22 protein-coding genes and 1 pseudogene are annotated in these 21,326 nt (G+C 54.3%); 3 read left to right on the top strand and 20 right to left on the bottom strand.

The annotated features are described in order from the left end of the window. Nucleotides 1-55: 55 nt before the first annotated feature. Both HBO41_RS07200 and HBO41_RS07195 read right to left on the bottom strand, forming a co-directional pair. Entirely contained in the window at nucleotides 56-1,048 is a 993-nt protein-coding gene (locus tag HBO41_RS07200; RefSeq protein WP_169985632.1) for an SIR2 family protein, read from the bottom strand. A gap of 269 nt (nucleotides 1,049-1,317) precedes the next feature. Next, a pseudogene (locus HBO41_RS07195) lies at nucleotides 1,318-1,554 on the bottom strand (tyrosine-type recombinase/integrase); the annotation flags it as partial. 1,014 nt (nucleotides 1,555-2,568) lie between these two features. Between HBO41_RS07195 and HBO41_RS07190 the strand changes: the two are divergent. The 3 genes from HBO41_RS07190 to HBO41_RS07180 all read left to right on the top strand — a co-directional run bounded on the left by HBO41_RS07190 (nucleotide 2,569) and on the right by HBO41_RS07180 (nucleotide 7,372). Next, complete coding sequence (locus HBO41_RS07190; RefSeq protein ID WP_169985630.1) at nucleotides 2,569-2,781, top strand: hypothetical protein; 213 nt, start codon at nucleotides 2,569-2,571, stop codon at nucleotides 2,779-2,781. A gap of 213 nt (nucleotides 2,782-2,994) precedes the next feature. After that, nucleotides 2,995-4,197: an SEC-C metal-binding domain-containing protein gene (locus HBO41_RS07185; RefSeq protein WP_169985628.1), complete on the top strand. Its 1,203-nt coding sequence runs from the start codon at nucleotides 2,995-2,997 to the stop codon at nucleotides 4,195-4,197. An 811-nt stretch (nucleotides 4,198-5,008) separates the two neighbouring features. Beyond that, complete coding sequence (locus HBO41_RS07180) at nucleotides 5,009-7,372, top strand: NB-ARC domain-containing protein (RefSeq protein WP_169985626.1); 2,364 nt, start codon at nucleotides 5,009-5,011, stop codon at nucleotides 7,370-7,372. A 142-nt stretch (nucleotides 7,373-7,514) separates the two neighbouring features. Here the strand turns inward: HBO41_RS07180 and HBO41_RS07175 are convergent, their stop codons facing one another. From HBO41_RS07175 to HBO41_RS07095, 18 genes are read right to left on the bottom strand one after another with little or no spacing between them, the layout of a single operon-like run. Then, nucleotides 7,515-8,486 carry a hypothetical protein gene (locus HBO41_RS07175; protein ID WP_169985624.1) on the bottom strand — a complete coding sequence of 324 codons (972 nt, stop codon included), beginning with the start codon at nucleotides 8,484-8,486 and terminating at the stop codon, nucleotides 7,515-7,517. After that, nucleotides 8,459-9,163 carry a hypothetical protein gene (locus HBO41_RS07170; RefSeq protein ID WP_169985622.1) on the bottom strand — a complete coding sequence of 235 codons (705 nt, stop codon included), beginning with the start codon at nucleotides 9,161-9,163 and terminating at the stop codon, nucleotides 8,459-8,461. Before HBO41_RS07170 ends, HBO41_RS07175 begins: the two co-directional genes overlap by 28 nt. Continuing rightward, nucleotides 9,160-9,714, bottom strand: coding sequence for a DNA-binding protein (locus tag HBO41_RS07165; protein ID WP_169985620.1), 555 nt, complete (start codon nucleotides 9,712-9,714; stop codon nucleotides 9,160-9,162). Before HBO41_RS07165 ends, HBO41_RS07170 begins: the two co-directional genes overlap by 4 nt. Then, nucleotides 9,711-10,583, bottom strand: coding sequence for a hypothetical protein (locus HBO41_RS07160; protein WP_262380205.1), 873 nt, complete (start codon nucleotides 10,581-10,583; stop codon nucleotides 9,711-9,713). Before HBO41_RS07160 ends, HBO41_RS07165 begins: the two co-directional genes overlap by 4 nt. A 46-nt stretch (nucleotides 10,584-10,629) precedes the next feature. Beyond that, entirely contained in the window at nucleotides 10,630-11,127 is a 498-nt protein-coding gene (locus HBO41_RS07155) for a hypothetical protein (RefSeq protein WP_169985616.1), read from the bottom strand. Beyond that, complete coding sequence (locus HBO41_RS07150; RefSeq protein ID WP_169985614.1) at nucleotides 11,124-13,463, bottom strand: phage tail protein; 2,340 nt, start codon at nucleotides 13,461-13,463, stop codon at nucleotides 11,124-11,126. Before HBO41_RS07150 ends, HBO41_RS07155 begins: the two co-directional genes overlap by 4 nt. 8 nt (nucleotides 13,464-13,471) lie before the next feature. Further along, on the bottom strand, nucleotides 13,472-13,996 hold the full coding sequence (locus HBO41_RS07145; protein ID WP_069553413.1) for a phage tail protein: 525 nt from the start codon (nucleotides 13,994-13,996) through the stop codon (nucleotides 13,472-13,474). Continuing rightward, on the bottom strand, nucleotides 13,993-15,165 hold the full coding sequence (locus HBO41_RS07140) for a baseplate J/gp47 family protein (protein WP_169985612.1): 1,173 nt from the start codon (nucleotides 15,163-15,165) through the stop codon (nucleotides 13,993-13,995). The genes HBO41_RS07145 and HBO41_RS07140 overlap by 4 nt, the downstream gene beginning before the upstream one ends. Further along, nucleotides 15,162-15,479, bottom strand: a complete 318-nt coding sequence (locus HBO41_RS07135) for a DUF2590 family protein (protein WP_069553415.1) — start codon at nucleotides 15,477-15,479, stop codon at nucleotides 15,162-15,164. Before HBO41_RS07135 ends, HBO41_RS07140 begins: the two co-directional genes overlap by 4 nt. Beyond that, nucleotides 15,476-17,836, bottom strand: coding sequence for a phage tail tape measure protein (locus tag HBO41_RS07130; protein WP_169985610.1), 2,361 nt, complete (start codon nucleotides 17,834-17,836; stop codon nucleotides 15,476-15,478). The genes HBO41_RS07135 and HBO41_RS07130 overlap by 4 nt, the downstream gene beginning before the upstream one ends. A 6-nt stretch (nucleotides 17,837-17,842) precedes the next feature. Then, entirely contained in the window at nucleotides 17,843-17,986 is a 144-nt protein-coding gene (locus tag HBO41_RS29775; RefSeq protein ID WP_407073957.1) for a DUF6890 family protein, read from the bottom strand. 20 nt (nucleotides 17,987-18,006) lie between these two features. Then, nucleotides 18,007-18,294: a putative phage tail assembly chaperone gene (locus HBO41_RS07125; protein ID WP_169985608.1), complete on the bottom strand. Its 288-nt coding sequence runs from the start codon at nucleotides 18,292-18,294 to the stop codon at nucleotides 18,007-18,009. A 31-nt stretch (nucleotides 18,295-18,325) separates the two neighbouring features. Beyond that, nucleotides 18,326-18,784, bottom strand: a complete 459-nt coding sequence (locus tag HBO41_RS07120) for a lysis protein (RefSeq protein ID WP_169985606.1) — start codon at nucleotides 18,782-18,784, stop codon at nucleotides 18,326-18,328. Beyond that, nucleotides 18,784-19,317: a lysozyme gene (locus HBO41_RS07115; RefSeq protein ID WP_169985604.1), complete on the bottom strand. Its 534-nt coding sequence runs from the start codon at nucleotides 19,315-19,317 to the stop codon at nucleotides 18,784-18,786. Before HBO41_RS07115 ends, HBO41_RS07120 begins: the two co-directional genes overlap by 1 nt. Next, on the bottom strand, nucleotides 19,314-19,520 hold the full coding sequence (locus tag HBO41_RS07110) for a hypothetical protein (RefSeq protein WP_122527444.1): 207 nt from the start codon (nucleotides 19,518-19,520) through the stop codon (nucleotides 19,314-19,316). The genes HBO41_RS07115 and HBO41_RS07110 overlap by 4 nt, the downstream gene beginning before the upstream one ends. Then, nucleotides 19,517-19,735, bottom strand: a complete 219-nt coding sequence (locus HBO41_RS07105; protein WP_053253845.1) for a TraR/DksA family transcriptional regulator — start codon at nucleotides 19,733-19,735, stop codon at nucleotides 19,517-19,519. The genes HBO41_RS07110 and HBO41_RS07105 overlap by 4 nt, the downstream gene beginning before the upstream one ends. Then, the gene (locus tag HBO41_RS07100) at nucleotides 19,735-20,184 is read right to left on the bottom strand and encodes a phage protein (protein ID WP_053253844.1); all 450 of its coding nucleotides are present in this window, start codon (nucleotides 20,182-20,184) and stop codon (nucleotides 19,735-19,737) included. The genes HBO41_RS07105 and HBO41_RS07100 overlap by 1 nt, the downstream gene beginning before the upstream one ends. Before the next feature lie 6 nt (nucleotides 20,185-20,190). Further along, the gene (locus HBO41_RS07095) at nucleotides 20,191-21,318 is read right to left on the bottom strand and encodes a DUF2586 domain-containing protein (protein ID WP_169985602.1); all 1,128 of its coding nucleotides are present in this window, start codon (nucleotides 21,316-21,318) and stop codon (nucleotides 20,191-20,193) included. Between the last annotated feature and the right edge of the window lie 8 nt (nucleotides 21,319-21,326).

Genomic DNA, 21,326 nt, shown 5'->3' with positions numbered 1-21,326 from the left:
CGAGCCATTGGCTTTCCTAGAAATCTTCATATTTATAGCTTTTGCGACTCTCAAACTAATAAATGAGATTCCATTGATTGAAATCTAAAATATTTTGCAAATAAAAATGATGAAAATTGATTGTCTTAAACTTTTTAGACCAATAGGCTATTCGCTGCTCCTGAGTCTGGTTCAAGCCACTCCATTCAACAATCATAATGTGCTTAGATTGTGCGTGCGCTGCTATTACATCATTCAGATGATCGTCATCACCAGAATAGCCAAAGACGATAATCTCTTGAGATTCATTAAGACTGAGATTCAAATAGTTCCAGTATGTGGATAGCACTATCGATGCTCCGATAGCTGAGCGTTTATGGCGTACATGTGTCAAAACTATATGGTCAGATCCTTCAGGGGAGAAGGGGTTGAGTTCGTGTCTATCTCTTTTTCGGGCCAAACCATGATGATCGAAGAAAAGCGGGGACCCATGAAGGTGCAGATAATATCCAAAATTGTTGTTGTATAGACGTACAAGAGCATCAGGGCTGAAGCCGGAAGTGACCATGCCATCAACTAGAGTAGTGTCGAAGTAGCCAGCCATTAGGTTTGCGTCTAGGAAAGCCCCATACAGCAATTTGTCATAGTTCAACGTAGCTATATGGGATTTCGTCTGGCGGACGAATCTAATCAGCGGATCCAAAAACGTTTGAGGAAGTCCGCCATTATACAAATGCAACCTGGTAGCAACCTTGTGTATATAATTACCAACAGCGACAGGGAACTGTTGTCCTTCTTGCGAAAGCCAATGCACGTTCATTCTCTGCGACATGTTTATGCTGTTAAGCGTCTTACAGGCAGAGATCACTAGGTGGAGAGGGTCGAGTTGGTCTTCGCGCTGAGGTATCGCACCGTTGCCTCCGATGCATTGGCTGATCAATTCCTTGTGAACGTCCGAAACGGCAACGGGATCATTCCATACGTCGGCCATTGCATTTGTTAATGAAAAATGGCGGGGATCAAGTGCCATCCCAAGTCCGTTTCCAAAAATTAAAGTTTTCCTAGGCATCCTTGCTCTCCTGACTGCACTCTAGCGATGTGTAGACTTAATAGGGGCATATTGCCATTTCCGGCTACCTCAATGGAAGAGGGATCAAGAGACAACGGAGGCAGGTGGTACAGAAGTTGTACTGGAAGAAATTTTCCCTGCTAGAGGTTAATAAATTCGGGCTTTCCAAGAAGATTTGCTCCAATCCATCATCGGCATAAATCTATAGGGTGCAGCTGCCGCTTTTGGCCGGTTAGCGACGGCCTGACTTCGACCGTCGCTATGCATGATCAAACTTCAGTCTGTTCCGCCATCTCCAGTGCGTCATCGACCTCAATCCGCAGATATCGAACAATGCTCTCCAGCTTCGTATGGCCGAGCAGCAACTGAACCGCCCGTAGGTTCTTCGTTCTGCGATAGATTAGTGATGCCTTCGTACGTCTCATTGTGTGAGTGCCATACATGGCTGGATCAAGGCCTACGGCTTTCACCCAGCCTTTGACGATACGAGCGTATTGACGAGTAGCAAAAAAGGGGACAGATTTATTTAGCCGTCCTACGGTGGCCTACCGAACCAAAACAGCAACCAACGATTTAAGATTCCGACTGGATGCAATCATTGAGACTGCTATGAAACGGAATCCCTGACGCTGCCGGAAGATTCAACTCCCCAACGATGTAGCCGCCAACCTCACCCGATCCCAGCCCCAATCCTGATAAACTCCCCGCCTCTGCCTCACCCATTCAGATTGCCCAATGCCCTTAATCACAGCTGCCCCCCAATCCCTCTCCCGCCGCTTTAGCGTTGCCCCCATGATGGATCGGACGAACCATCTCTTACCCCCTTGCAAATAAAGGCCAAAACGCCTTCTCCCTATCCCTCGTACCACCTATGTACCACCAACCTATACTCCCATCCCTGCGCCTCCACTCCGCTCAGCCGCTCTAGCAAAATTTAAGCATCCGTTTTCAGCTCCAATCACGACCACTATCACAGCCGGGCTTTCAGGTTTCTTCGGAAGCTTCCCAAGCTGATAACGAGGGTTCACCCCCGCCCCTGTTTCAAGGGCTCCAGTGGTATCAAGGTAGCGTCAGGGCGAAGCAGTTGAGAGTCACAGGATTTGTGTGAGAGCGCTGAGCTGGCACCTTTCCGTCTTCAATTCCGATTTTCAGGTTGACCCCTGGGAAAGAGGTAATTTTGGTAATTTTCTTTTCTACTAGATAGAAAACCCAACAAAATCAGATGGTTGAGAGAATTTAATAAAGGTAATCATAAGGTAAGCAGTAGGTTAGAAAATTACCTTTGACCTGAGTAATCTAAGCTTTAATAAAACCCTTTAAAATCAGCAACTTGTCATAATATTACCTCCAGCCTTACCCGATATTACCCTCTGAGGTAATGCGTCAACGCTAGGGTTTATAAGGGCTTCAGGCCCGTTCCTGCATCGCATTACCAAAATTACCCTTATCCCGCCCCTAGACCTGAAATTGACCCGATGATTCGCTGCTATGCTTGCGACTTTCCGAATGGAGTCGAAACCATGGCCACCGAATATTCGCTACCGATAGTCCTCGAAAAAATCTACGAAAATCAGCTAGCTTTGGAAGCCGCAATTATGGAACTGACACTCCTAGCAGAACGGCAAGGCTTTGCCGATGCTGGCGTCAATGCCCGTTCCGCCCTAGATCTAATTGGCGAAAATGCTGGCTTCATCAAGCAGGGCTTGGCGCGCTTGAGAAAAATGGAAAAGTAATAGCTGCTGAGCGGCCTTGCTCTCACTCAGTGAGCCATAAGCCAGAAGGCGAGATTCGACCAGAGCAACTCTCAGCAAACAGCACTAGCAAAACCGATGGTGGTTCGCGTCAAACCTTCGAGAGATACAAGAGGTATCGTCTTACTGTTAAAAGCGCTCAACCTAGGCACATGATGATAAGAATACAAACTTAACCCATCTCTTGGAGTGGTCATGCAGAGAACTTTTTTATCAGACAGCAACAATGATTATAAATTACTAGAGAATTTCCTTAGAGAAGGAAAATTTGGCAAAATGCCTGACCATGAATCGAATAAAGCCCAGTTTGATCCGCTGAATCAGGAGTTCATCACAAATGCAGTTCATAGCCAAAACCCCGGCTTATTCGGATCGTATAGTGCTTCAGAACTAGCTGACCTAAAGAGAACACTAGAGGAAACTGTTTTACCAACTCGTTACGACTCAGTATCAGCATTTAATCTGATCAATGGATTGGTAGAAGAGGTAAAGCGGGCTGCCGCTGAATTAGGTGCTGACATTACGTTATTCCCTTTATATGCAACGGTACCCACTGGGAGAGTTAATGCCACAGCTGTTAACATCCCAGGAGCATCTAAACCTTTTCTTTTGTTTGACGGTCAACTTTTAACATTTTGCCATCTTATTTCTAAAATCTATGCAACCTCATTCGTCACTACAAAAAATGGGGATATGAGGTCATTTTCAACTGATCTATCGACGATTACAAAGAAGATATCGGCTCACCCGGAAATTGTGAGCCGCCTTGCAGGGGTACTCACTGCGTTTATTCGTACGGGTCGTCCAGCCACTTCGAAACCTTTCCCTGTAGACTTAGATTCCATCGGCCTTGTCGAATGTCTGCGCAAAAGCATGGAAATTTTCGTAATTGCGCATGAGTTCGGTCATGTCTACGCTGGCCATCTTAACAATTTTCTACCGATGAATGCCTTTCCTTCCGACTCGAACGTTTCGCCACAGCACAAGAAGGAATATGAAGCTGATTATATTGGACTTGTATTAACATTAGCTGTTTTAACCAAGGAAGGATACGACGTTGCCCTATCCATAATTGGAGTAAAGCTATTCTTCTCAATCCTAGACTTAGCTAACAGATATGCAGACTTCATTAAATCAGGAGTAAAGAAAAAATTCGTTAGCACACCCTCTGACTCACACCCATCAAATGAGCAACGTCGGATCGCAATCGACCTGGGTTTGAACGCCCTAAAGCTGGAAAATGAAGAAATTTTACGCTCTAAATCACTTTGTGAAGTTTTTGATAAAATCACTCATATTTTCTGGCAATCATTAACTCAGCCAACTAAAAAAACAGGCCGAAACGATCAATGCCTTTGTGGCTCTGGGCGAAAATATAAGAGCTGTTGCATGAGCTAGTGACACCCGACATTGGTCACTCACTGATCTGAATTGCATCTTAATTTTGTAGAGACCCTTGGGGGGACTCCTAAATCGCAGAGCAGAGCTGTTGGAATAAGTCCTCTTGGGATTTATCGTGCTCTAACTGACGAGTCCCTCATCGCACGTCAATGTGTGAAATTAGCAAAACAGCGTGAAAGCCCTTTGTTCTGGGCCGTTCCGACGAGCTGATACCATTTTTGGAGCGCGTCAATAACTACCTAGTACGAGCTGTTAAGAAAGTAAAAACCCTAGAATTTGCATATTTTTCTGTATTCACCCTTGCAAACCAAGGCCTCCAGAGATCTGAGTTCGATCTGCCTGGCTCCGGGTGGTGCGCAAATCCGCTGCACCTTTTTGCAAAACCTTACACACAATGCAATAGCAGCGTCGTCCCCGCCCCCCACAGCGGGCCTGTGTCAGAACGTCAATTACATCACCTAACCTCTTGCACAAAAAGCAGATGAAAAGCCCGTCGGCGGGAGGGGGATAAGTGCTTTTACTGTGAGTTTTTTCGTGCAGGACGGCTTCCTAGCGTACACATACCTATTTGCTCAGTGAGCAAGAGCGCCAAAGAAAGAGCGCCCCTCTTACCTCAGGATGAAGGTAAAGAGTCTTCAGAACCATGCGCTCAGAATGCGTCGAACCAAAGCGCAAGTATTTTCTTAAAAATCAATTAGTTAGAGACTCACTCACCTGCTCCATCGTTCGTTGGACGTCATTAAATCAATGTGCCATTATGATCCCTATTCAATTTTCAGCTTCAGTCCATAGCTAAAGGGATATTTTTATGGCTTATAGTTTGTCAAGAATGACCGTATACGCACTATTAAGTGGGTTAGAAGAAGATCTCAGAGCCGTGATTAAAAATCGCTTGGGAGCCGAGAGACATGAAAATGAAAGATTTGATCAGCAGCTCATATCACGATGCAAATCCAGACTTGAAAAAGAAATAGGATCTTCATACGATGAAAACACTCTCGACAACCTAATTGATTATTGCGACTTAGGCGACACATATCAAATTATCAATTCAAACCAACAGAGTTTTGATGAAGACTTTAGCCAAACAATCAGATCAAGGACAAAACAATTCGAAAAAATAATACCCATCCGAAATAGAGTAATGCATATTAGGCCTCTTAATTTCGATGATTTACCTTTAGTTACAGACTTCTGTAACGAGCTGGTAAACAACAGCTCTTATTCTTGGGAAAACTTACAAGACACTTTTAATCGCTTGGAAGACGATCCTAGTTTTGTTCTGGACTTAAAAATACCTTTACTGGATGCAGACAGGGATAAAATACCTCATAACTTGCCACTTCCCGACTTCGATGAAACAGGATTAATTGGCAGAGACACGCAAGTCAAGCAAATAAAAAAACTGTGCCTTGGTGGCTTTCCTGTTATATCTATTGTTGGTGAAGGCGGCGTAGGCAAAAGTGCTCTAGCCTTAAAGGTAGCTTATGAGTTATTAGAGGAAGATGTTAACCCTTTCGATGCCGTAGTGTGGGTAACATCTAAAACAACCCAAATAACAGTGAATGAAATACGCGACATTAAGGGAGCAATAACAAGTTCGGTCGGCGTACTTCAAGAAATTTCAGCTCAGTTGAGCGGTGTGGAGTCGGGAGATCCATTAGCTGAAATCATTGAGTACCTAGGCACTTTCAAAATTGCTTTATTTATAGACAACCTAGAAACCATTATGGACCAAAACATCCATAAATTCGTGAGTTCATTACCTGACGGTAGCAAACTAATCATTACGTCTAGAATAGGTCTCGGTGCATACGAGTATCCAATAAAATTAGGTGGCATTGAAGAAGCGTACGCCGCCAAACTAATACGCACCCTTGGCCAGCTCAGAAACGTTAGGACTTTGGCAACTCAGGACGAGCCTACACTGCGCAGATACGCGAATAGGATGTATCTAAACCCAGGCTATATAAAATGGTTTGTTAGCGCCATTCAGACAGGGATCGCGGCAGAGGCCGTATTGCAAAACTCCTCCCTTTTCCTAGAGTTCTGCATGAGTAATGTTTATCAATTTTTATCTCAGGACACTCGAGACCTAACTACAACTATGCAGTGTGCTCCAGGTTGGAAAGATATAGCAGAACTTTCATATTTGTCTGGCTTCGAGGCGATCAGAATTCAGAAAGCACTACAGGAGCTAATGACAACAAATATGCTCGCTGAGTCCTCCAAGCCGACTGGTGGCAGTGTCAAAACTACATACCAGCTCGCGGAACTAGCCAGAGCATACCTAAACAAGCACCATCGGCCTTCAAATGCATTCCAACAGAAAGTAAAAGCAAACAGAAACAGACTAAACTCTGTAGTAGAAATGAGAAGCGCCGCTAATGGTAACAAATACTCGACAATGAATATCAAAGTACGATCCAAAGCTGATCGTGTTATCGTAAAAATGTTGCATGACGCGATGAAGCATTTGCGGGTGGCTGCTAATGAACCCGCGTACGAGATTTTGGAAGAGGCGAGAAGGCTAGCACCGGACTATTTTGAAGTTCCACGCGTACTTGCTTATTTCCATCAAAAAAATGGTAATTATCCGGAAGCAAGAGAGAGTTACGAGTTAGCTATCGCACTAGCTCCTAATACTGCGCAACTACACTATTGGTTCGGCAAGTTTATTTTACGCGAAGAAGAGTCAGTAGATGATGCAGTCGAACAGTTCGAAACAGCTCGCAAGCTTGACAGTAGCTCAGCAGAAGTTGCCATAAGCCTAAGCCGAGGATATATGTTTCAGCATAAATTCTCGGAGGTCAGGACTTTAACTGAAGAGCTAAGCCTTAAAATAGACCTTCTCGACGACGGGCTGAAAAAAACATACTACGACACTCGCGTCCAATTAAATTACCGTGAGGCAGACTTTAGCTGCCAGGCAGGCGACACTTACGGTAGTATTTCTTCCATGAGAAGAATGAAAGACGAATTCGATGCTTTGCCGGAAGAATACAAAGACACATATATGCGATCGAAACTAACTAAATCCAACATTACCATTCAAAGACTAATTAGGACAGCTTCGTCCCCAGAAGATCAAGCTTTTCTATCTGACTTATCAGACTGGATTAAATATGAATCAGTGAAAACCCCTGGCAGAAGCAAATCATATCGAAAATAATTTCTATATTTTGAAGTAGGCAGGTGGCTTTTGACGCCTGCCTACTTTTTATAAAAACTCATTACTTACGTTAATTTGCACATACACTCCTCAATTTTTTAGCTCGCGAAACACAGCTTTTACGTTATATGCTATTAGTATTTCAAATTATTAATGGGCGCATCTTTTTTACGAGGTTAGCAGCTGTTTCAGCATTCATGGTGAATGCTACCGTGGAGGATGGAATCGGTGTCGTGCCATGGGTATGAACAGCTAGCTGCATATTAATTAGCTGCACGAGTTCGAGCAAATCAACCAAAACTTGCAGGACGTTAACCTCCTCTGAACCCAACCACGTCTTAGGGGATTGCAGGTGTTGACTGACTGCCGAGACGCTCTTGCGCAGACCTTCGATCCGCTCCTCCATATCGCCACCCACTGTAGCGTTGTGCTTTTGCCCAACCACCATGTTCAAATCTCGTCCAGTCGCCTGGTTCAGATCATTCACCGCAGCCAGGCTCGCAGATCCGCCCGACAGCAGCTTGAGCGCGCCCAGCGCTTCAAGGGTCTTGATGCCCCCTACCGATTCGGTTGAGTGGTCGTCCACGGTCCTGTTGTGGCTCTGGTAGCGCTCAGTGTTGCTCATCGCCTCCACTTCCCGCTCGATCGCCTTGTCCAGGATCTTGCCGTCAGTCTGGCGCAGCCAATTGCCGTCAGCGTCTACCCGCTGCTGACAGGCTTCGCTGTGCTGCCACACGTGGTCGCCCTTCGGGACGCTGGGCATGCTCAAACCGTGCGGCAGGATGGTTTGGATATAGGGTTTATGCGGTAAGCCGTAGGCGAAGCACACCACAACCTGGGTGCCTTCCTCGGGGAACGCATAGATACCCATCTCCTCGCCACCTGTGGGCAGCGGTAAAGGTACGCCGGCCAGGATCGGCAGCTTGGTATCTGGCTCGCCGTCCGGCCCCATGACCTCGATGTCGACCGCGTAGCGCGGTCGGAAGTCATCGCAGATGCCGGCACCGGCCGGGGCGTCTGCCACGGCTACAACTCGGGCAAAGCGTGGCAGGTGGTAACCGCCGGTGAGTTCGGGAAATTGTCGTTCTACGCTGCGGCGGATTGCGTCGTCCATCGGATGGCCATCTGGTTGTCGATGAGCGCCACACTGGTAATGCGCTCGCCGTGGTTGATCGTTGCACCTGGTCGCAATCCTGGAAGGGCTGCAATCATCGCGCTCTGGTTGCCCTGGTAGTCGTCGAACAGTTCCACCGGCAGCTGCAGCGGCGAGCGAACGCCAAAGAAGCTGTCAGCCCAACTTCCCACAAACACTTCGCCGTCACCCTGCTGCTGCCAGATGAAGTCGGGAATGTTGAAAACCCGGGCCAGGCTGTCCATCGCTTGATAGCCGGCGGCCAGGCTGTAGAAAAAAGGCGCCTTGACGCTGGCATACGGTTGTTCCGGTACGCGAAAGCGCAAGCCCGTGTGCTGGCTGATCTGAACCAGGACGGCGCGTAGGTCGACGTGGCGCAGGTTCAGCGGCAACGGGTTGGCCAGGATCGCGGCCAGTTCTCGGCAGAACAACACCTGCTGGGTGCTGCTGGCCGTGGTGGAGCGTTCCACGTAGCCGATGAAGTGACGCTGCAGCGTGCTGCCGTTGTAGCCGATATCGAGCGTTACCAGGCCTTTAACTGGCGCTTTGGCCTGAATGGTAAAGGTCGCCCGGCCGGGGCTTTTTGCGTCCAGCCGGACGTCGTTTTTCACCAGGACGTAGGGCACGCCGTTTATGGCCAGCTCCTTGTGCAGCTTCATGTCTTGTCACTCCCACCCAGCCAGCCATCCACTTTTTTCAACGTGGCTTCGAAGCCGGTCAGTTCCTCGGGTCCGTCGCTCGAGTCGCCACTGGTGCCGCCAGTGCCACCCACTGCCCCACCGGGGCCGGACTGTGCTGTCACCGCGTTGCCCGATCGCCGCCCTTCCACTTTCTCCGGGTTCGACAGCTTTTCAGTCAACGTGAACTGAATCAGCCAGCCGCGCAGGTTATCGTCTTCACGGGCGCTGACGCCCTCGGTAAAGGTCACCTGGCGCATACCGAACGCAGCGGCGGTGTCGTTGACGATTCGGTATGTCTTGAGCTGGCCACCGCCTTCGGTCGCTTCCACCAGGCGCATCAGGTCGCGCAACTGCACCTGGTCAACGAAAGGGATCATCAGGCTGACCGTCAGGGTCTTGGGTTTGAAACCCTTGTGCCCCTTGTCGGTGTTGCTGGTCTGGCCCGACAGGTCGTCGCTCTCGATGCGCAGGTTGCCGGTGACCTTGAGGTTCTTCCCGCGCACCTCTTGCCCGTCAAGTAGCAGCGTCATAGGCCCACCAGTTCACGAACAAAGCTCAAACCCTTCTCAGATCCCACCAGCAGCGCACCGGCGCACAGAACCCATTCATGCCCTGGGCCATCACCCGCCAACAGTTCCTGGCGTAACTCTGTGGCGCTACCGGGGCCGATGAGGCGGGCGCGCATGCTGCTATCCGGACTGCCATCAGCCAAGAGGGCTTTCAGGTCGGCCAGATGCTGATCACGATCCTTTTGCTGAGTGGCCTTACGGTTAGCCAGTGCGGCAAGGTCGGCCATGGGCGAGCTGTCGGCCGCGTAACCTTCCAAGATGGCCAACTGGCCGGCCATAGATTGCTGCGCGGCCTTGACCACAGTGCAGCGCTCCAAGGGCAGTGCTTGCCAACGCGGCAAGGTGCCGGCGGCGGGAATCTCCCACTTTTCTGTCTCCAGCTTCGACAGGTGCCGTGCACGGCGTTCAGCTCGCACCAGGTCAGGCATCGGGACCAAGGCATTGAAGCGCGCCAGGCTCGCAGCCAACTGATCAAAGCGTGTGGACAGGAACATCAGGCACAGGGCGAACTGGGGGCCGTTCGGTCGCCCGGTGTCGCTCACGTCCACCAGTTTGCCGGCGAGCAGCTGCAGCAAGTTCGGCGCAGACAGGAAGCGCTGATAGCCGCGGCCCTGGCCAATACCACTTTGGAACGGCGTCACTACCAGGCACGTCGGCGCTTCGCCCAACTGCTCGGTGATTGCCGAACGGCCGGCCGCTATCGCACCTTGAGCGGCATCACCCACCGGCCCAGGGCTTGTTGAGGCTTTCCCGTTGAGGGCTATCAGACGCTTAGACGTGCTGGCCAGCTCGCCGCCGGCCAACCCCTGGGCCGCTGACAGTTGCCCCATCCATTGGGTAGCCTGCTCGGGCCAGCGCATAGTTACTGGTGCCCAATCATTCACCATTTTGTAGAACCGCGCTCAACCAGGCAGGGGCTTTGGGCTGGGTCGACTCCGCCGGATAGCGTTTGGCTTTCGGCCAGTCTCTAACCGCCTGACGCCAATTCAGCAGTGCTGTAAATTGCTCAGCAGTGATTGGCAAGTCCCCGCCCAAGTCGCGGGCGTCGCGGTATTGAGCAACGAGCGTTTCCGTTTTCTGCAAACTTGTTTCAGCCCAAAGTCGTGCAAGTACAAGAGGATCTGAATCGACGAAAACATCCTCTGCATATTTTGAGAACTTCCCGCCGTCGTCCAGGTAGGCGCGAATGGCCTGATACAAAGGCTTGTTGTAGTCTTGGGTAACATGACAACGATTACCCGCAACGGTGACCACAAAAGTTTTGTCCGCTTTAACTGACACGTCGCTGAACATCACCATTACTTCCGCAGGCGGGGCAGATGGTGAATCCTCGATCGGAGCCGTAACTCCATTCTCTTCAAACTCCTCAATCAAGGCGCATACCTCCAAGCAAAACCGTAAATAGTTGCACCACCAGCAAAAGAAATAACTGCCCCACCAGGGGCGTGGCCACTTTTGCCAACAACGCCCTGGCCAGCCGAGTAGTAATGCATGAGCGAGTAACACCAAGACCCGCCAGGCGGAAGTTGTACTGATGTACCTACGACGCCAACACCCATAAAGTTATCAGTATCAGGCCTGTAAAAATTCTTTTCGCCCCATTGCAGCCCCATGTCGGAATTGTCTACTTGGGTGCGCATACCTCGGCCTTGACTATCCCAACCGTAGCGAATTTTGTTAGAGGCTTGACCCGCACCGCCGCCCTGTTCGACGGGAGTAAACCCAAGCTGTGGCTGGAGGTAATAAACCTGCCCATTATCTTTGTGACGAAAGTATGGGTAAACCGAGTTACCACCTGCAAATCCTACCGTAGAGACAGCATCCCCCACAGTCCTGAGCATGAGTTGTTGGTTAGTCTGTTCGATCGTGTAAGCATTCGTGATGCCATACGCTTCTAAGGAATTACCCTTATTTGCCTTTTCATCAGGATTGAAGTTCCACGCAGTCCAGACTACGCCAAGGTCAAGAGCATCAACGGTAACCTTGAGAGCAGTACCATTCCAACCAATCTTAATAAGATTACTGAGCTGCCCAACCCCCGTACCCTGTTGAACTGCCGTATATCCTAGCCTCGGTTGCAGATACTGGATTTTTCCATCTGACTCTTGACGAAAGTACGGAAGATTTATATCTCCCCCGGCAAAGCCGGCAGCAGTGATGCCGTCGCGGATAACGCGGTAATTGATCTGCTGATTAGCTTGATCAATGGTATAGGCATCTTTAATGCCGTAACCCGCAAGCGAGTTCGACTTATCTGCTTTGGTATTAGGGTTGAAGCTGTATTCGGTCCAAATCCGACCTAAATCAAGAGCATCAACTGTTGCCTTGAGCCCAATTTCAGACCAACCGATAAACACACGGTTTGGCGTTTGGCCAATCCCACCACCTTGTTTTACAAAAGCGTTGTAAGCATCAGTTTTTGAGTACGCATCGGTGATGCCGTAGCCGCCCAGCGTTGTGGGATTGCTCCCCGCTGTTATCAACCCCTTCGTGTTAATAGTGACCTTTGTATAGGCGCCTGCGGCTGCGCCACTGTCAGCAAGAGTCAGAGCGACTTCCACGTCAGCGGAGCCGTCAAACGTCGCGCTGCCTGTAGCTGCACCGCTGAAATTAAACCTGCGCGCTGTCACCAACTTTATCGCTCTACCGGCAGCGGTAGTTCCATCCACCAACGCATTAATGCCGGCGTACAGATGATTGCGCACGACCTGAACCATGCGGGTTGTAGCGAGAATCCAAGGGTCATCCGTATTTGAATCATTGCTGATGGCGTTCGGGATCTGGTCCAGTCCTACGTCAGCTTTGGTCGTGGCTCGGGCGCGCAAACGGGGGTAGTCACCTGTCCTGGCTGCCAGATGCTTGATCAGCTCGCCGGCGATCGGTTCAACGGCTCGCAGGTCGTTGATCGCGTTGGTGGTTGGAATGTCAGCAATAGGGACCAGGTAATGGCGAACACCGGCGCTGTCGGTGTAGTCCTGCTTATCCGCACCGAAAACAACCTGGTATGTGCCGACCACATCGCTTAATTCGCGCTGCAGGCGTACGTCAAGCCATGCAACGTTAGGGATTGAAGGAACAGCAACAGCTTGGGCGCCTTTTAGCTCCAGCCGAACACCTTCAACATAAGCAATGCCAGGTTTCAGGCTGTACGCATTGCCCACTTTTTGCAGTTCAAGCGCACTGCCGTGGAAGCAAGCGCGCCCGAAAACATCGCGATTGCTCAAGCGCTCGCGCTCATCAATGCCGCTCAGGCGCACGGTGAAGTCGTGCTGCCAGGTGCTGGCATCGATCTTGATCCCGGTCAGCGCCTGGGCGCCGTCAAACACCACCAAAAAATTACGCGTCACGTTGTTGCCGATCTGACGCGGCGGGATGTTTCGGCGCTTTTGCTGTACCGGCACATACGCTACGGCCAGCAATACGTTTTCACTGGTCTCAAGGCCGATCCAGTTGAAGTCAAAGTCCCCAATATCGCTACCAAGCATCAGGCTATAGACCACCTGGTTCGGATTCACGAAACCTTTCTGGGTAACGTCATAGGTGCCGACGATTTGCGCCGGCACTGGCTTGCCCGCTGTTCGATCTACACCGGCATTCGGGTCAAGTCCGGGCACGTTGGCCAGGACAAATCGGGCAACGCTCAGTGATTGTTGTGCGCCGAGTTTCTGCGCGATCAGGCTTTCACCTGCAAGGGTAATGCTGGCTCCCATGGGGGCTCCTACAGGCTGGCAACCAGCGTTTGCTGGTCGTCGTTGAAGTCCACCGCGACGATGCGCAGTGATACGGGGGTGATGGTCACGAAGTCATAACGCCGGCAGGTGCGGCCGTACTGTTGAATCAGTACGCGCATCAGCTCCGGGTTTTGCGAAAGTTGAGAATCAGAGAGGCGCAACAGCACCACGTCCCAATCCCGATCGGGCAACCGCTCGTTGATCTCGACATAGCCAACGCCCAGTCGCTGCAGGATGCGTTTGAGTCCAGCCGTGCTGCCGGCGTCGACCGCGTTTATGAAGGCGAACTTCACCCGCAGCCGGTAGAGGCTTTCCGGCTCGTCTTTGAAACGGCTGATATCGCGCTGCCAGGCCAGCAGATCGAGGACGGTCAGGTGGCAGGTGTCCGCGTCCATCTGCAGGAGCGGCCACTGCAGCCAACCTTCGACCTTTTCCCACCAGGACTGGGCGGCGGCTTTCAACTTGGCCAACTGCGGGCCGTCCAGCCAGAAAGGCAAACTTAGCTTGATCATGCCGGCACCACCTGCAGGGTTTTGATCCTGGGAATGCTCAGCTCTGACACGATGTCGGCATTGTCAAAATGTAGCGACTCGATGCCGGCGAACTGCTGGTGAAGCTCTTCGCCCAAGCGGCTGAACGAAAACCGCGACTGGGGATAGGTCAGCGTCGGCTGATAGTCGCCCGTGCCGCTCTCGCGAAAGGCCGCCCGGATGAACTGCCCAATTTCCGCCTGCAGCTTTTCGCGCTGCTCGACGGTCAGCAACGATCGTGGCCACCAGGTGAGGCTTAGCGCGTGCTGTGTCTCAGGCATGACCATCACCAGCAGGTCATCACCGTGGCCATGGTTGCCCTGGTCGCGGATATGCGCGTTGATTTGCTCCAGGTAAGTCGCCGCCGGCACATCCGCATCAAACAGCACATAGGCATTGGCGCTGCCAGGGCCACGTGGCGCGCCGTGCAGGAAATACACGCCATCTGGCCGCACGCCTGGGAAGGCTGAAATCATGGCGCGGTACACGGAGTCGGTGTGCCACTTGTTGACCGCCGAGAACTGGTTGCGGGTGCGCAAACGCAGTTGATCGTTCGGTTCAGGATCTGCACCTGGTGCGATCAGCCAGCCGTCCGCGTTCACCACCTGGGCAATGCCGGCAATCGGGACGGGCAGAATGGCGTAGTAACCTGGGGCCAAGTTGTAGCCGCTGCCCACTTCCTGGGCTTCTACCGGGACTTCCAGCTGCAGCACGCCGTCCGCGAAGGTCACGGCCTGGGTGGTGATCAGTTGGTAAATATGGCCGTTGATAGCAGCCGATTGCACCAGGACGCCGGCGGGCAGCTCCAGCACGCCACCGGCGACATCGCGGGTAAACAGCAGCACGCCTTTGGCCTTGGTCGCCCCTTTGCGCTCGACGTTGACCGCCCAGGCCAGCATGTCCAGCCACTTGTCCACAGCGGTTTTAACAAAGAAGTTGGGCAGGACGGTGCCGCTGACAAAGTTGATCAGCCACAACACCGGCTTGGTCACCAGCGCGGTGATCAGCCGCCAGAACGGCGAGTAGGCGCTGGTGTTGCTCAGCTTGCTACCTTGCGCGGCAACTTCGCTTTCCCAGGCCTTGCGCAAGCCGTCCTCAGTCACCGGAATGCCGCTGTCTGCCAGCGCCTGTTTAAAATCTACGTCGCTCACAACGTCACCTCGATATCGCCAAATTTCAGCGTTTTCGCCGTGACCAGGTAGCGGCCAGACTCCACTTGTTTAATCAACGCCGTGCCCGGCACCAGACGCGCGTCGGCCTCTACCAGCAGTTCCAGTTGCTGGATGCAATCGCGCTGACGCAGACGGCTGCGCTCGGCCACCAGCGTGACCAGCAACCCGCTCTCGCGGATCATGTGCGCGATGTCCTGGGCGATGCTGGCCCGGTCCTCGATCAGCAGCGGCTGACGCGATGGGTCCAGTACCAGGTCGTTGTCCATGATCAACAGATCGATGTATTCGCTCATCCGCCCACCGCCATGGCCAACATGCCTTCCAGTTCGAGCGGATTCATTTGCTTGGCGGTGTGAATGTTGACGTTCTCCACATGAGTGCCCTTGTTCTGGGTTTGATTGTTGTTCTGGATGCTGGCCAGGAAGCCGCCCCGGGGTACGGCGTCTGGCCGTTTCGGCGATAGGCTCGCTACCGATCCATTGATGCGCTGCTGGCTTTGCTCGGCCTTCTCGGTTGGCGCTGGTGCGGTGACCAGGGGCGGCGTCTGCAGCGGCTGCGGGACAGTCAACTGCGGCCCGATCGGCGCCGGCGTTTGCACCGGTGGCACTGCCACCAGCTTGGGCAACGTGCGCGGCAATTCCTTGGGCGTCTGGGGCTGTGCCACCGGTGCCAGGACCTGGGACGGAAGCTGTGCCGGCGGCTGCAACGCTGCAGGTGCGGCCATGGCCGGGGCCGGAGCCAATACCAGTGCCGGCGCCTTTGCCGGGGGCTGCAACGCTTCCAGCGTCGGCATCACTGGCGCCGGTGCTTTTGGCGTAGGAGCCAGCACCAGGGGTGGTGCCTGGATCGGTTGCTGTGGTGCGCTCACCAGTTGCGGCAACAACGGCGCTTCCACTTGCGGGGCACTGATGGTGGGTAGCTCTGGCGCCGCCGGCATGTCCCCGAACGCCGCTTCAATGTTCACGCCGGGGATCTTGTTCAACATCTCGATCAAGCCATTGATAGCGCCTTTAAAGACGTTGACGATGGCGTCCCACGCGGCGCTGGCCATATTCGACCAACCGCCCATCGAGTCGAACCACGCCGACAGCGCAGCCAATTGCCCGCTAACCCACTGGAACGCTTCGCTGTTGAGTAGCGCGCTGGTCCAGTCGTCCCAATAGATGATCGCGGCCGCCACGGCCGCGACCAGGGCAACAATGCCTATCACGATCCAGGCCACCGGGTTGGCCAGCAACGCGGTGTTGACCAGCCAGATCGCGCCCTGCCACAGCAGCATCGCGCCCTTGACCAGGCCCATCCAGGCGACCATCAGTACGAGGCCGGCCACGAACCCCACCACCATGACGGTGTGGTACAGGAACATGGCGATGCTGCGATAGCCCGACCAGGTGAGGGCATTCCACACCACAACGGCCCCCAGCCACGCCATTTTGGAAAGCCCCACCGTCAGGGTGAGTAACGACATGGCGGCGGTAATGGCCAGGAACGACAGGGTTACGATCCCAATAAGGCGGGTAATGTTGGGGAACAACTGGGTCCAGCGGGTCAACGTGCTGGCAATCCCTACCAGGCGCTCCATCAGCGGGGTCAGGATCGGAATCAACGCCTGGCCAAACGCGATACGCAGAGCCTCTACAGCGGCCCCGAACTGCTGCCACGGGTCCACCATGTTCTTGGCCATGCGTTCGGCGTTTTCTAAACCACGCACATTGCCCAGTCGCTCCATGCCGTTTTTCAGGCGGTCTGTGTCGCCCATCAGGCTGGTGATCAAGCGCGCCGCTTCACCGCCGAACGCATCGCGCAGTTGTTTACCGTTCGCCTCAATCGACAGATCGCCAAACTTACCTTTCAGCTTGTCTAGGATGTCCATCATCGGCAGCAACTTGCCCTGCTGATCCACGAACTTCATGCCGAGTTTTTCAGAGGCCGCGCTGACGTTTTCAAAGAACGATTTGTAGAGGCCGCCGGCCTCCCCGCCGTCCATGGTGCTGCCCAGCGTGCCCAGCACGGCCATTTGCTCAGCCAGGCTTACGCCGGCGGTGCTGGCCAGGCCACCGGCAGCCTTGAACGCCTCGCCGATCTGCTCGCCACTTGTGCGAAACAACTGCACAGCCGTAGCGGTCTGACCCGCCAGGGTCTCGACCCACTGGCCCTTCCCCATGGCGTCGGCCTGGCCTTTGAACAGGTTGTACATCGTGCCGACGTAGGTGCCCATGGTCGCCGCATCAGACTTGGTGGCCTTGGCCAACACATTGCTGGCATTGGTGAAGGTGGCCAACTGGCTGCCCACCATTCCCTTAATGCCGCCCTCGATCTGATACGCCGAGGCGACAAAATCCCGGGCGTTCTCTCCGTACGCCACGGAAAACTCCAGGGACTTGCGATTCAGCGAGTTCAACGCGTCTTCGGCCACGTTCAGCGATCGGACTTCGCCCAGGGCGCGGTTCATCTCCAGGGCGGGTTCCATGGATTGGGTGATACCGACATAGGCGCCCGTGATGCCCGCCAGACCAAAACCCATAGTCTTGATGTGCTTTTCGCTCTGTTCGGCCAAGTCGGAAAACCCGGTTTTGACCTTGCCCAGCGGGGCGGTAACCTTATCGGTCAGGCTCAAGATGAAAGCCAGGCGGGCGCTTTTGTCAGCCATCAGTCGTTATCCGTTGAGTGCGTATGCGATGCCGTTAGCAATGGCGATTTCCATGCGGCGCCAATGCTCGTCCTCCAGCCACTTGGCCGTGCCCATCACCTCGGCGGTGGGCTCGGCACCTGGTAGCCAGCGGCCGACCAAGGCCACCAGTTGGCCCAGGCCGTTTTCGGTCAGTCGTTCGGCGTGGTCGAGGGCTTTTTTACGGTGATTTCAACGTCCGGGCCGTACTCTTCCAGGAGCGCGCCCGCCAGCTGCATGACCAGTACCGGATTGCCCAACAGGGACTTGAGGGCGGCGCGCTGTTCCTGCTTAACGGTGGTCACCAGCAGGTTGTTTGCCGGCGAAACCTTGTTGGCTTGGGTAACGGCGTTGAAGTACTTCGTCACGTCCTGCGGGGTCAGTGCGAAGGTGAATTCTTTGTCGCCTACTTCCAGGGTGATATCGCGTGTATCGGTCATGGTGTTGCTCCGTTCAGAGGTTGGGTGTCAGTTATGGTTGGTGCGGGCAAACCCGCAGGGCGTGGTCTTGCAAGCCCAGGATCATTTGCCGGCTGAGGGCGAGCTGATCTCTGAGGGTGAAATAATCCGATCCAGCGTCTGCTGTGAGTTCGGGGGTGGCTGCATGAGCCACGCCGCCGGCGCCGGCACTGGCGGGCACTGGGGCGCTGCAGGTGGCGTTGAGGCGCAGCCGCTTACGGCCAGCAGCAACATCGAGACGCAGAGCATCATTTTCAGCACGTTCATCGTTCAGTTCCTGGGTACGTTTGAGGTCGATAGCGTCACGCTCAGCAAGCATTTCGCCGCTGATACGCGCCGCTTCCCGAAGGCCGCTCACTTCGCCCTGCGCGGCGTCACGCTCCGCACGTGCGGTGTCGCGCTGGCCTTCCAGCAGGTCAAAGCCGAACCAGGCCAACAGGCACAGCAGCAGGATGAAAGAGCCCTCGCGCATCACAGACCCGCCTGACACAGAGCGGCTTCCGCCAATCGGCGGGCGTGCAGGCCTGGCACAAACACCTTCTTACCTTGGCCGGTCGTCACAAAAGCCCACACCGGCGTCTTGCCGTCAGGTGCCCAGGCAAGCGCCTGGCAGCCCTCTTTAATCCGGCCGGAATTGATCAGGCCTACGGCACGACTGGCGCACGTGCTGGCCGTGCCGAAGTTGTGGCCATGGCTGCTCAGGGCGTCGAATGTGTCCTGTCCCACGTCCTGGTTGGTAATGCAGTCGGCCAGTTGCAATTGGCCTTTGCTGATCACCAACTGCTCCACCTCGTTGCAGCGCGCATCCGACCAATAGTCACCAACCACCACCGGGTAGGGGCTCGTATGGCGTGTGATGCCTTTGCATACAGTTGGCAGCCCAAGGGCCAGCTTGTCGGCATAGACCGTGTTCTGGCCGTTGCCCTCCCAGGTGCCCAGGAACACCACCAACGCAGAGCTGCAGAGCGTGATAGCGCCGGCGGCGATCTTGCCGCGCAGGCTCATGGCCTCACCTTCCAGTCGCGCAACATCTGGCGATACTTGGGAACCAACAGCAGGATCTGCAGCACCATGTAAACGGCAGTCAGCATGTAGGCGACAGCCGACCAGTCGACGGCCCCTGTCGCCCCAGTGGCGGCTACACCGATCGCAGGTGACGCTTTCGCCAGTGCAATGGCGGTGTCCTGGGCCGCCTGATTAGTACTCATCGCTGCACTCCTTTTTCGAAAAAAGACTGGCACGGGACACAGCGGGTCTTGCCGCCGAGCGCCTGGCGCGCTGCAGGAATCTCGTTACCACAGTCCTGGCAGTGAGTAAGGCTTGGGCCCGCTGACTCACGCCGGGCCTGGGCCAACTGGGCGTTGATAGCCTGGTCCCGCTGACGTTGTTCCAGGGCTTGGGCGCGATCGAACGGGCATACCATCAGCTAATGCCCTCGATCTCGGTGGAGTCCAGGTAAGGCACGCCGTTGATGCGGATAAAGTCCGGGCTGGTAACCTCAAAGGGCACCTTGTGCTTGGTCTTCTCGCCGCCCTTCGGATCGATGCTTAGCAGGCTGGAAATCTTCAACTTGCAGCCGAAGGCCTCGATGCGCAGCTCGTCGTCGCCAGCTTTGGCGAAAAACACCACGTCGAACGCATCCAGTTTGCGGAAGCTGCCGGCAGTGCGCGCCGCTTCGACCACCAGGTTAAAGTTGGTCGAGTCCAGCTCAACTTCACCAGCCGCCGCCACGTCGCCGTCGACGTAGCCATCAGGCACGCCCCGGGTTTGCGCAGTCTTGCTGTTGTCGGTGATATCCAGGGTGCAGCTTTCGACGTGTACCTGCAGATCGCCCAGGTTCACGTCAAAGTTCTTGCCGCCAATACGTGACATGGGGGGTTACTCCGAATCGTCGTTGGAAAGATCCAGGGCGATGTTCGCCGTGAGGTCTTTCGGGCAGTTGTGGGGTTTGAGCTTGATGTACGCCTCGACAGCGGTTTTGCTCTTCCAGGTCAGCACGATGTCGCCGTCTTTCGGCGTCTCGATCTCTCCCGGGAACACCTGACCGGCGAACTTGACCGACTTGGCCATCCGGCGCAGTGGCGCCATTAGCGCGTTGACATTCACGGCCATGCTGTTGGGTGTGTTGTTCAAGCGACGATCAGCCACACGGCGGATCAGCAGCGGCCGCACCTGACGCGCCGCCTTGTCCGTCAGGCGCAGATATTCGATTACCTGGTAGTCGCTGCCTGGGGTGTCCAGCATGTTGCCGTCGCCCCAATAAACACCCGGATAGTCCGGGTAGGTCTGGGAAACAGAAAAGCGGGACTTGTCCAACTCGGCGCGGATTGCGGACGGCAGCGGCACGCCATCTTTATCGACCGGCACACTGCCGAGACCGGTTACGGCACCGGTGGCCACACGCATTGGGCTGTCGGCAATACTCACGGCAGCGTTGGCCAAGCGACCGGCCAACACGCCCAGGTCATTGCCGTGCAGCTGCGGCACCACCATCACACGCGGCGCGGCCACGTTGGCGGTAATCGCCTTTTGCTCGGCCACATATTCCGACCAGGACTGCAGCACTGTCGGGCTGGCAGTTGCGGCCATGACAAACAAGCGGCGGCCGTAGACGTTATTAACCAGCACAGCCGCGTCGTGCATGGCCGTCAGGTCGTCGCCCTTGGTCACAGGCTGCGTGATAACGACCGCCTCGACCGAAAAGCCCTGCTGCTGGCAAGTCTCCAAAGAGGCGCGCCAGTCGGTATCGGCCAGGATCGGTGCCGCCAGACAGGCCCAGCGATCGCCGCCGTTCAATCGTGCGGCGGTGATCTGGGTTTTCAGGTCGCTGGCAGCAGTACCCAGGGCGGCATCGAGGTCGCTTTCGGTATTGAGCGGCACCAGTTTGCCGATGTTTTTGGGAGCGGTTTTCGGGCCTGGCCCGATGTATAGGAAATAGCGCTCGATCTCAGTCACGGCGCCTTGGCCCAGATTGAGATTGTTAACGCTGACTGTGCCAAGTGCCATGCTGTGCC

Source organism: Pseudomonas sp. WS 5146 (assembly GCF_012985495.1).
Taxonomy (GTDB): Bacteria; Pseudomonadota; Gammaproteobacteria; order Pseudomonadales; family Pseudomonadaceae; genus Aquipseudomonas; species Aquipseudomonas edaphica.
The sequence above is the reverse complement of the archived record's forward strand: the minus strand, read 5'-3'. Positions and strand labels throughout refer to the sequence as shown.

Bases quoted from the DNA above. Each gene is read 5' to 3' on its own strand.
- HBO41_RS07170 (WP_169985622.1), bottom strand. From the start codon at position 9,163: ATGAAGCTGCACAAGGAGCTGGCCATAAACGGCGTGCCCTACGTCCTG.
- HBO41_RS07175 (WP_169985624.1), bottom strand. From the start codon at position 8,486: ATGGACGACGCAATCCGCCGCAGCGTAGAACGACAATTTCCCGAACTC.
- HBO41_RS07120 (WP_169985606.1), bottom strand. From the start codon at position 18,784: ATGCGCGAGGGCTCTTTCATCCTGCTGCTGTGCCTGTTGGCCTGGTTC.
- HBO41_RS07145 (WP_069553413.1), bottom strand. From the start codon at position 13,996: ATGATCAAGCTAAGTTTGCCTTTCTGGCTGGACGGCCCGCAGTTGGCC.
- HBO41_RS07110 (WP_122527444.1), bottom strand. From the start codon at position 19,520: ATGAGTACTAATCAGGCGGCCCAGGACACCGCCATTGCACTGGCGAAA.
- HBO41_RS07130 (WP_169985610.1), bottom strand. From the start codon at position 17,836: ATGGCTGACAAAAGCGCCCGCCTGGCTTTCATCTTGAGCCTGACCGAT.
- HBO41_RS07105 (WP_053253845.1), bottom strand. From the start codon at position 19,735: ATGGTATGCCCGTTCGATCGCGCCCAAGCCCTGGAACAACGTCAGCGG.
- HBO41_RS07125 (WP_169985608.1), bottom strand. From the start codon at position 18,294: ATGACCGATACACGCGATATCACCCTGGAAGTAGGCGACAAAGAATTC.
- HBO41_RS07115 (WP_169985604.1), bottom strand. From the start codon at position 19,317: ATGAGCCTGCGCGGCAAGATCGCCGCCGGCGCTATCACGCTCTGCAGC.
- HBO41_RS07165 (WP_169985620.1), bottom strand. From the start codon at position 9,714: ATGACGCTGCTACTTGACGGGCAAGAGGTGCGCGGGAAGAACCTCAAG.
- HBO41_RS07150 (WP_169985614.1), bottom strand. From the start codon at position 13,463: ATGGGAGCCAGCATTACCCTTGCAGGTGAAAGCCTGATCGCGCAGAAA.
- HBO41_RS07200 (WP_169985632.1), bottom strand. From the start codon at position 1,048: ATGCCTAGGAAAACTTTAATTTTTGGAAACGGACTTGGGATGGCACTT.
- HBO41_RS07135 (WP_069553415.1), bottom strand. From the start codon at position 15,479: ATGAGCGAATACATCGATCTGTTGATCATGGACAACGACCTGGTACTG.
- HBO41_RS07190 (WP_169985630.1), top strand. From the start codon at position 2,569: ATGGCCACCGAATATTCGCTACCGATAGTCCTCGAAAAAATCTACGAA.
- HBO41_RS07185 (WP_169985628.1), top strand. From the start codon at position 2,995: ATGCAGAGAACTTTTTTATCAGACAGCAACAATGATTATAAATTACTA.
- HBO41_RS07095 (WP_169985602.1), bottom strand. From the start codon at position 21,318: ATGGCACTTGGCACAGTCAGCGTTAACAATCTCAATCTGGGCCAAGGC.
- HBO41_RS07160 (WP_262380205.1), bottom strand. From the start codon at position 10,583: ATGGGGCAACTGTCAGCGGCCCAGGGGTTGGCCGGCGGCGAGCTGGCC.
- HBO41_RS07100 (WP_053253844.1), bottom strand. From the start codon at position 20,184: ATGTCACGTATTGGCGGCAAGAACTTTGACGTGAACCTGGGCGATCTG.
- HBO41_RS07180 (WP_169985626.1), top strand. From the start codon at position 5,009: ATGGCTTATAGTTTGTCAAGAATGACCGTATACGCACTATTAAGTGGG.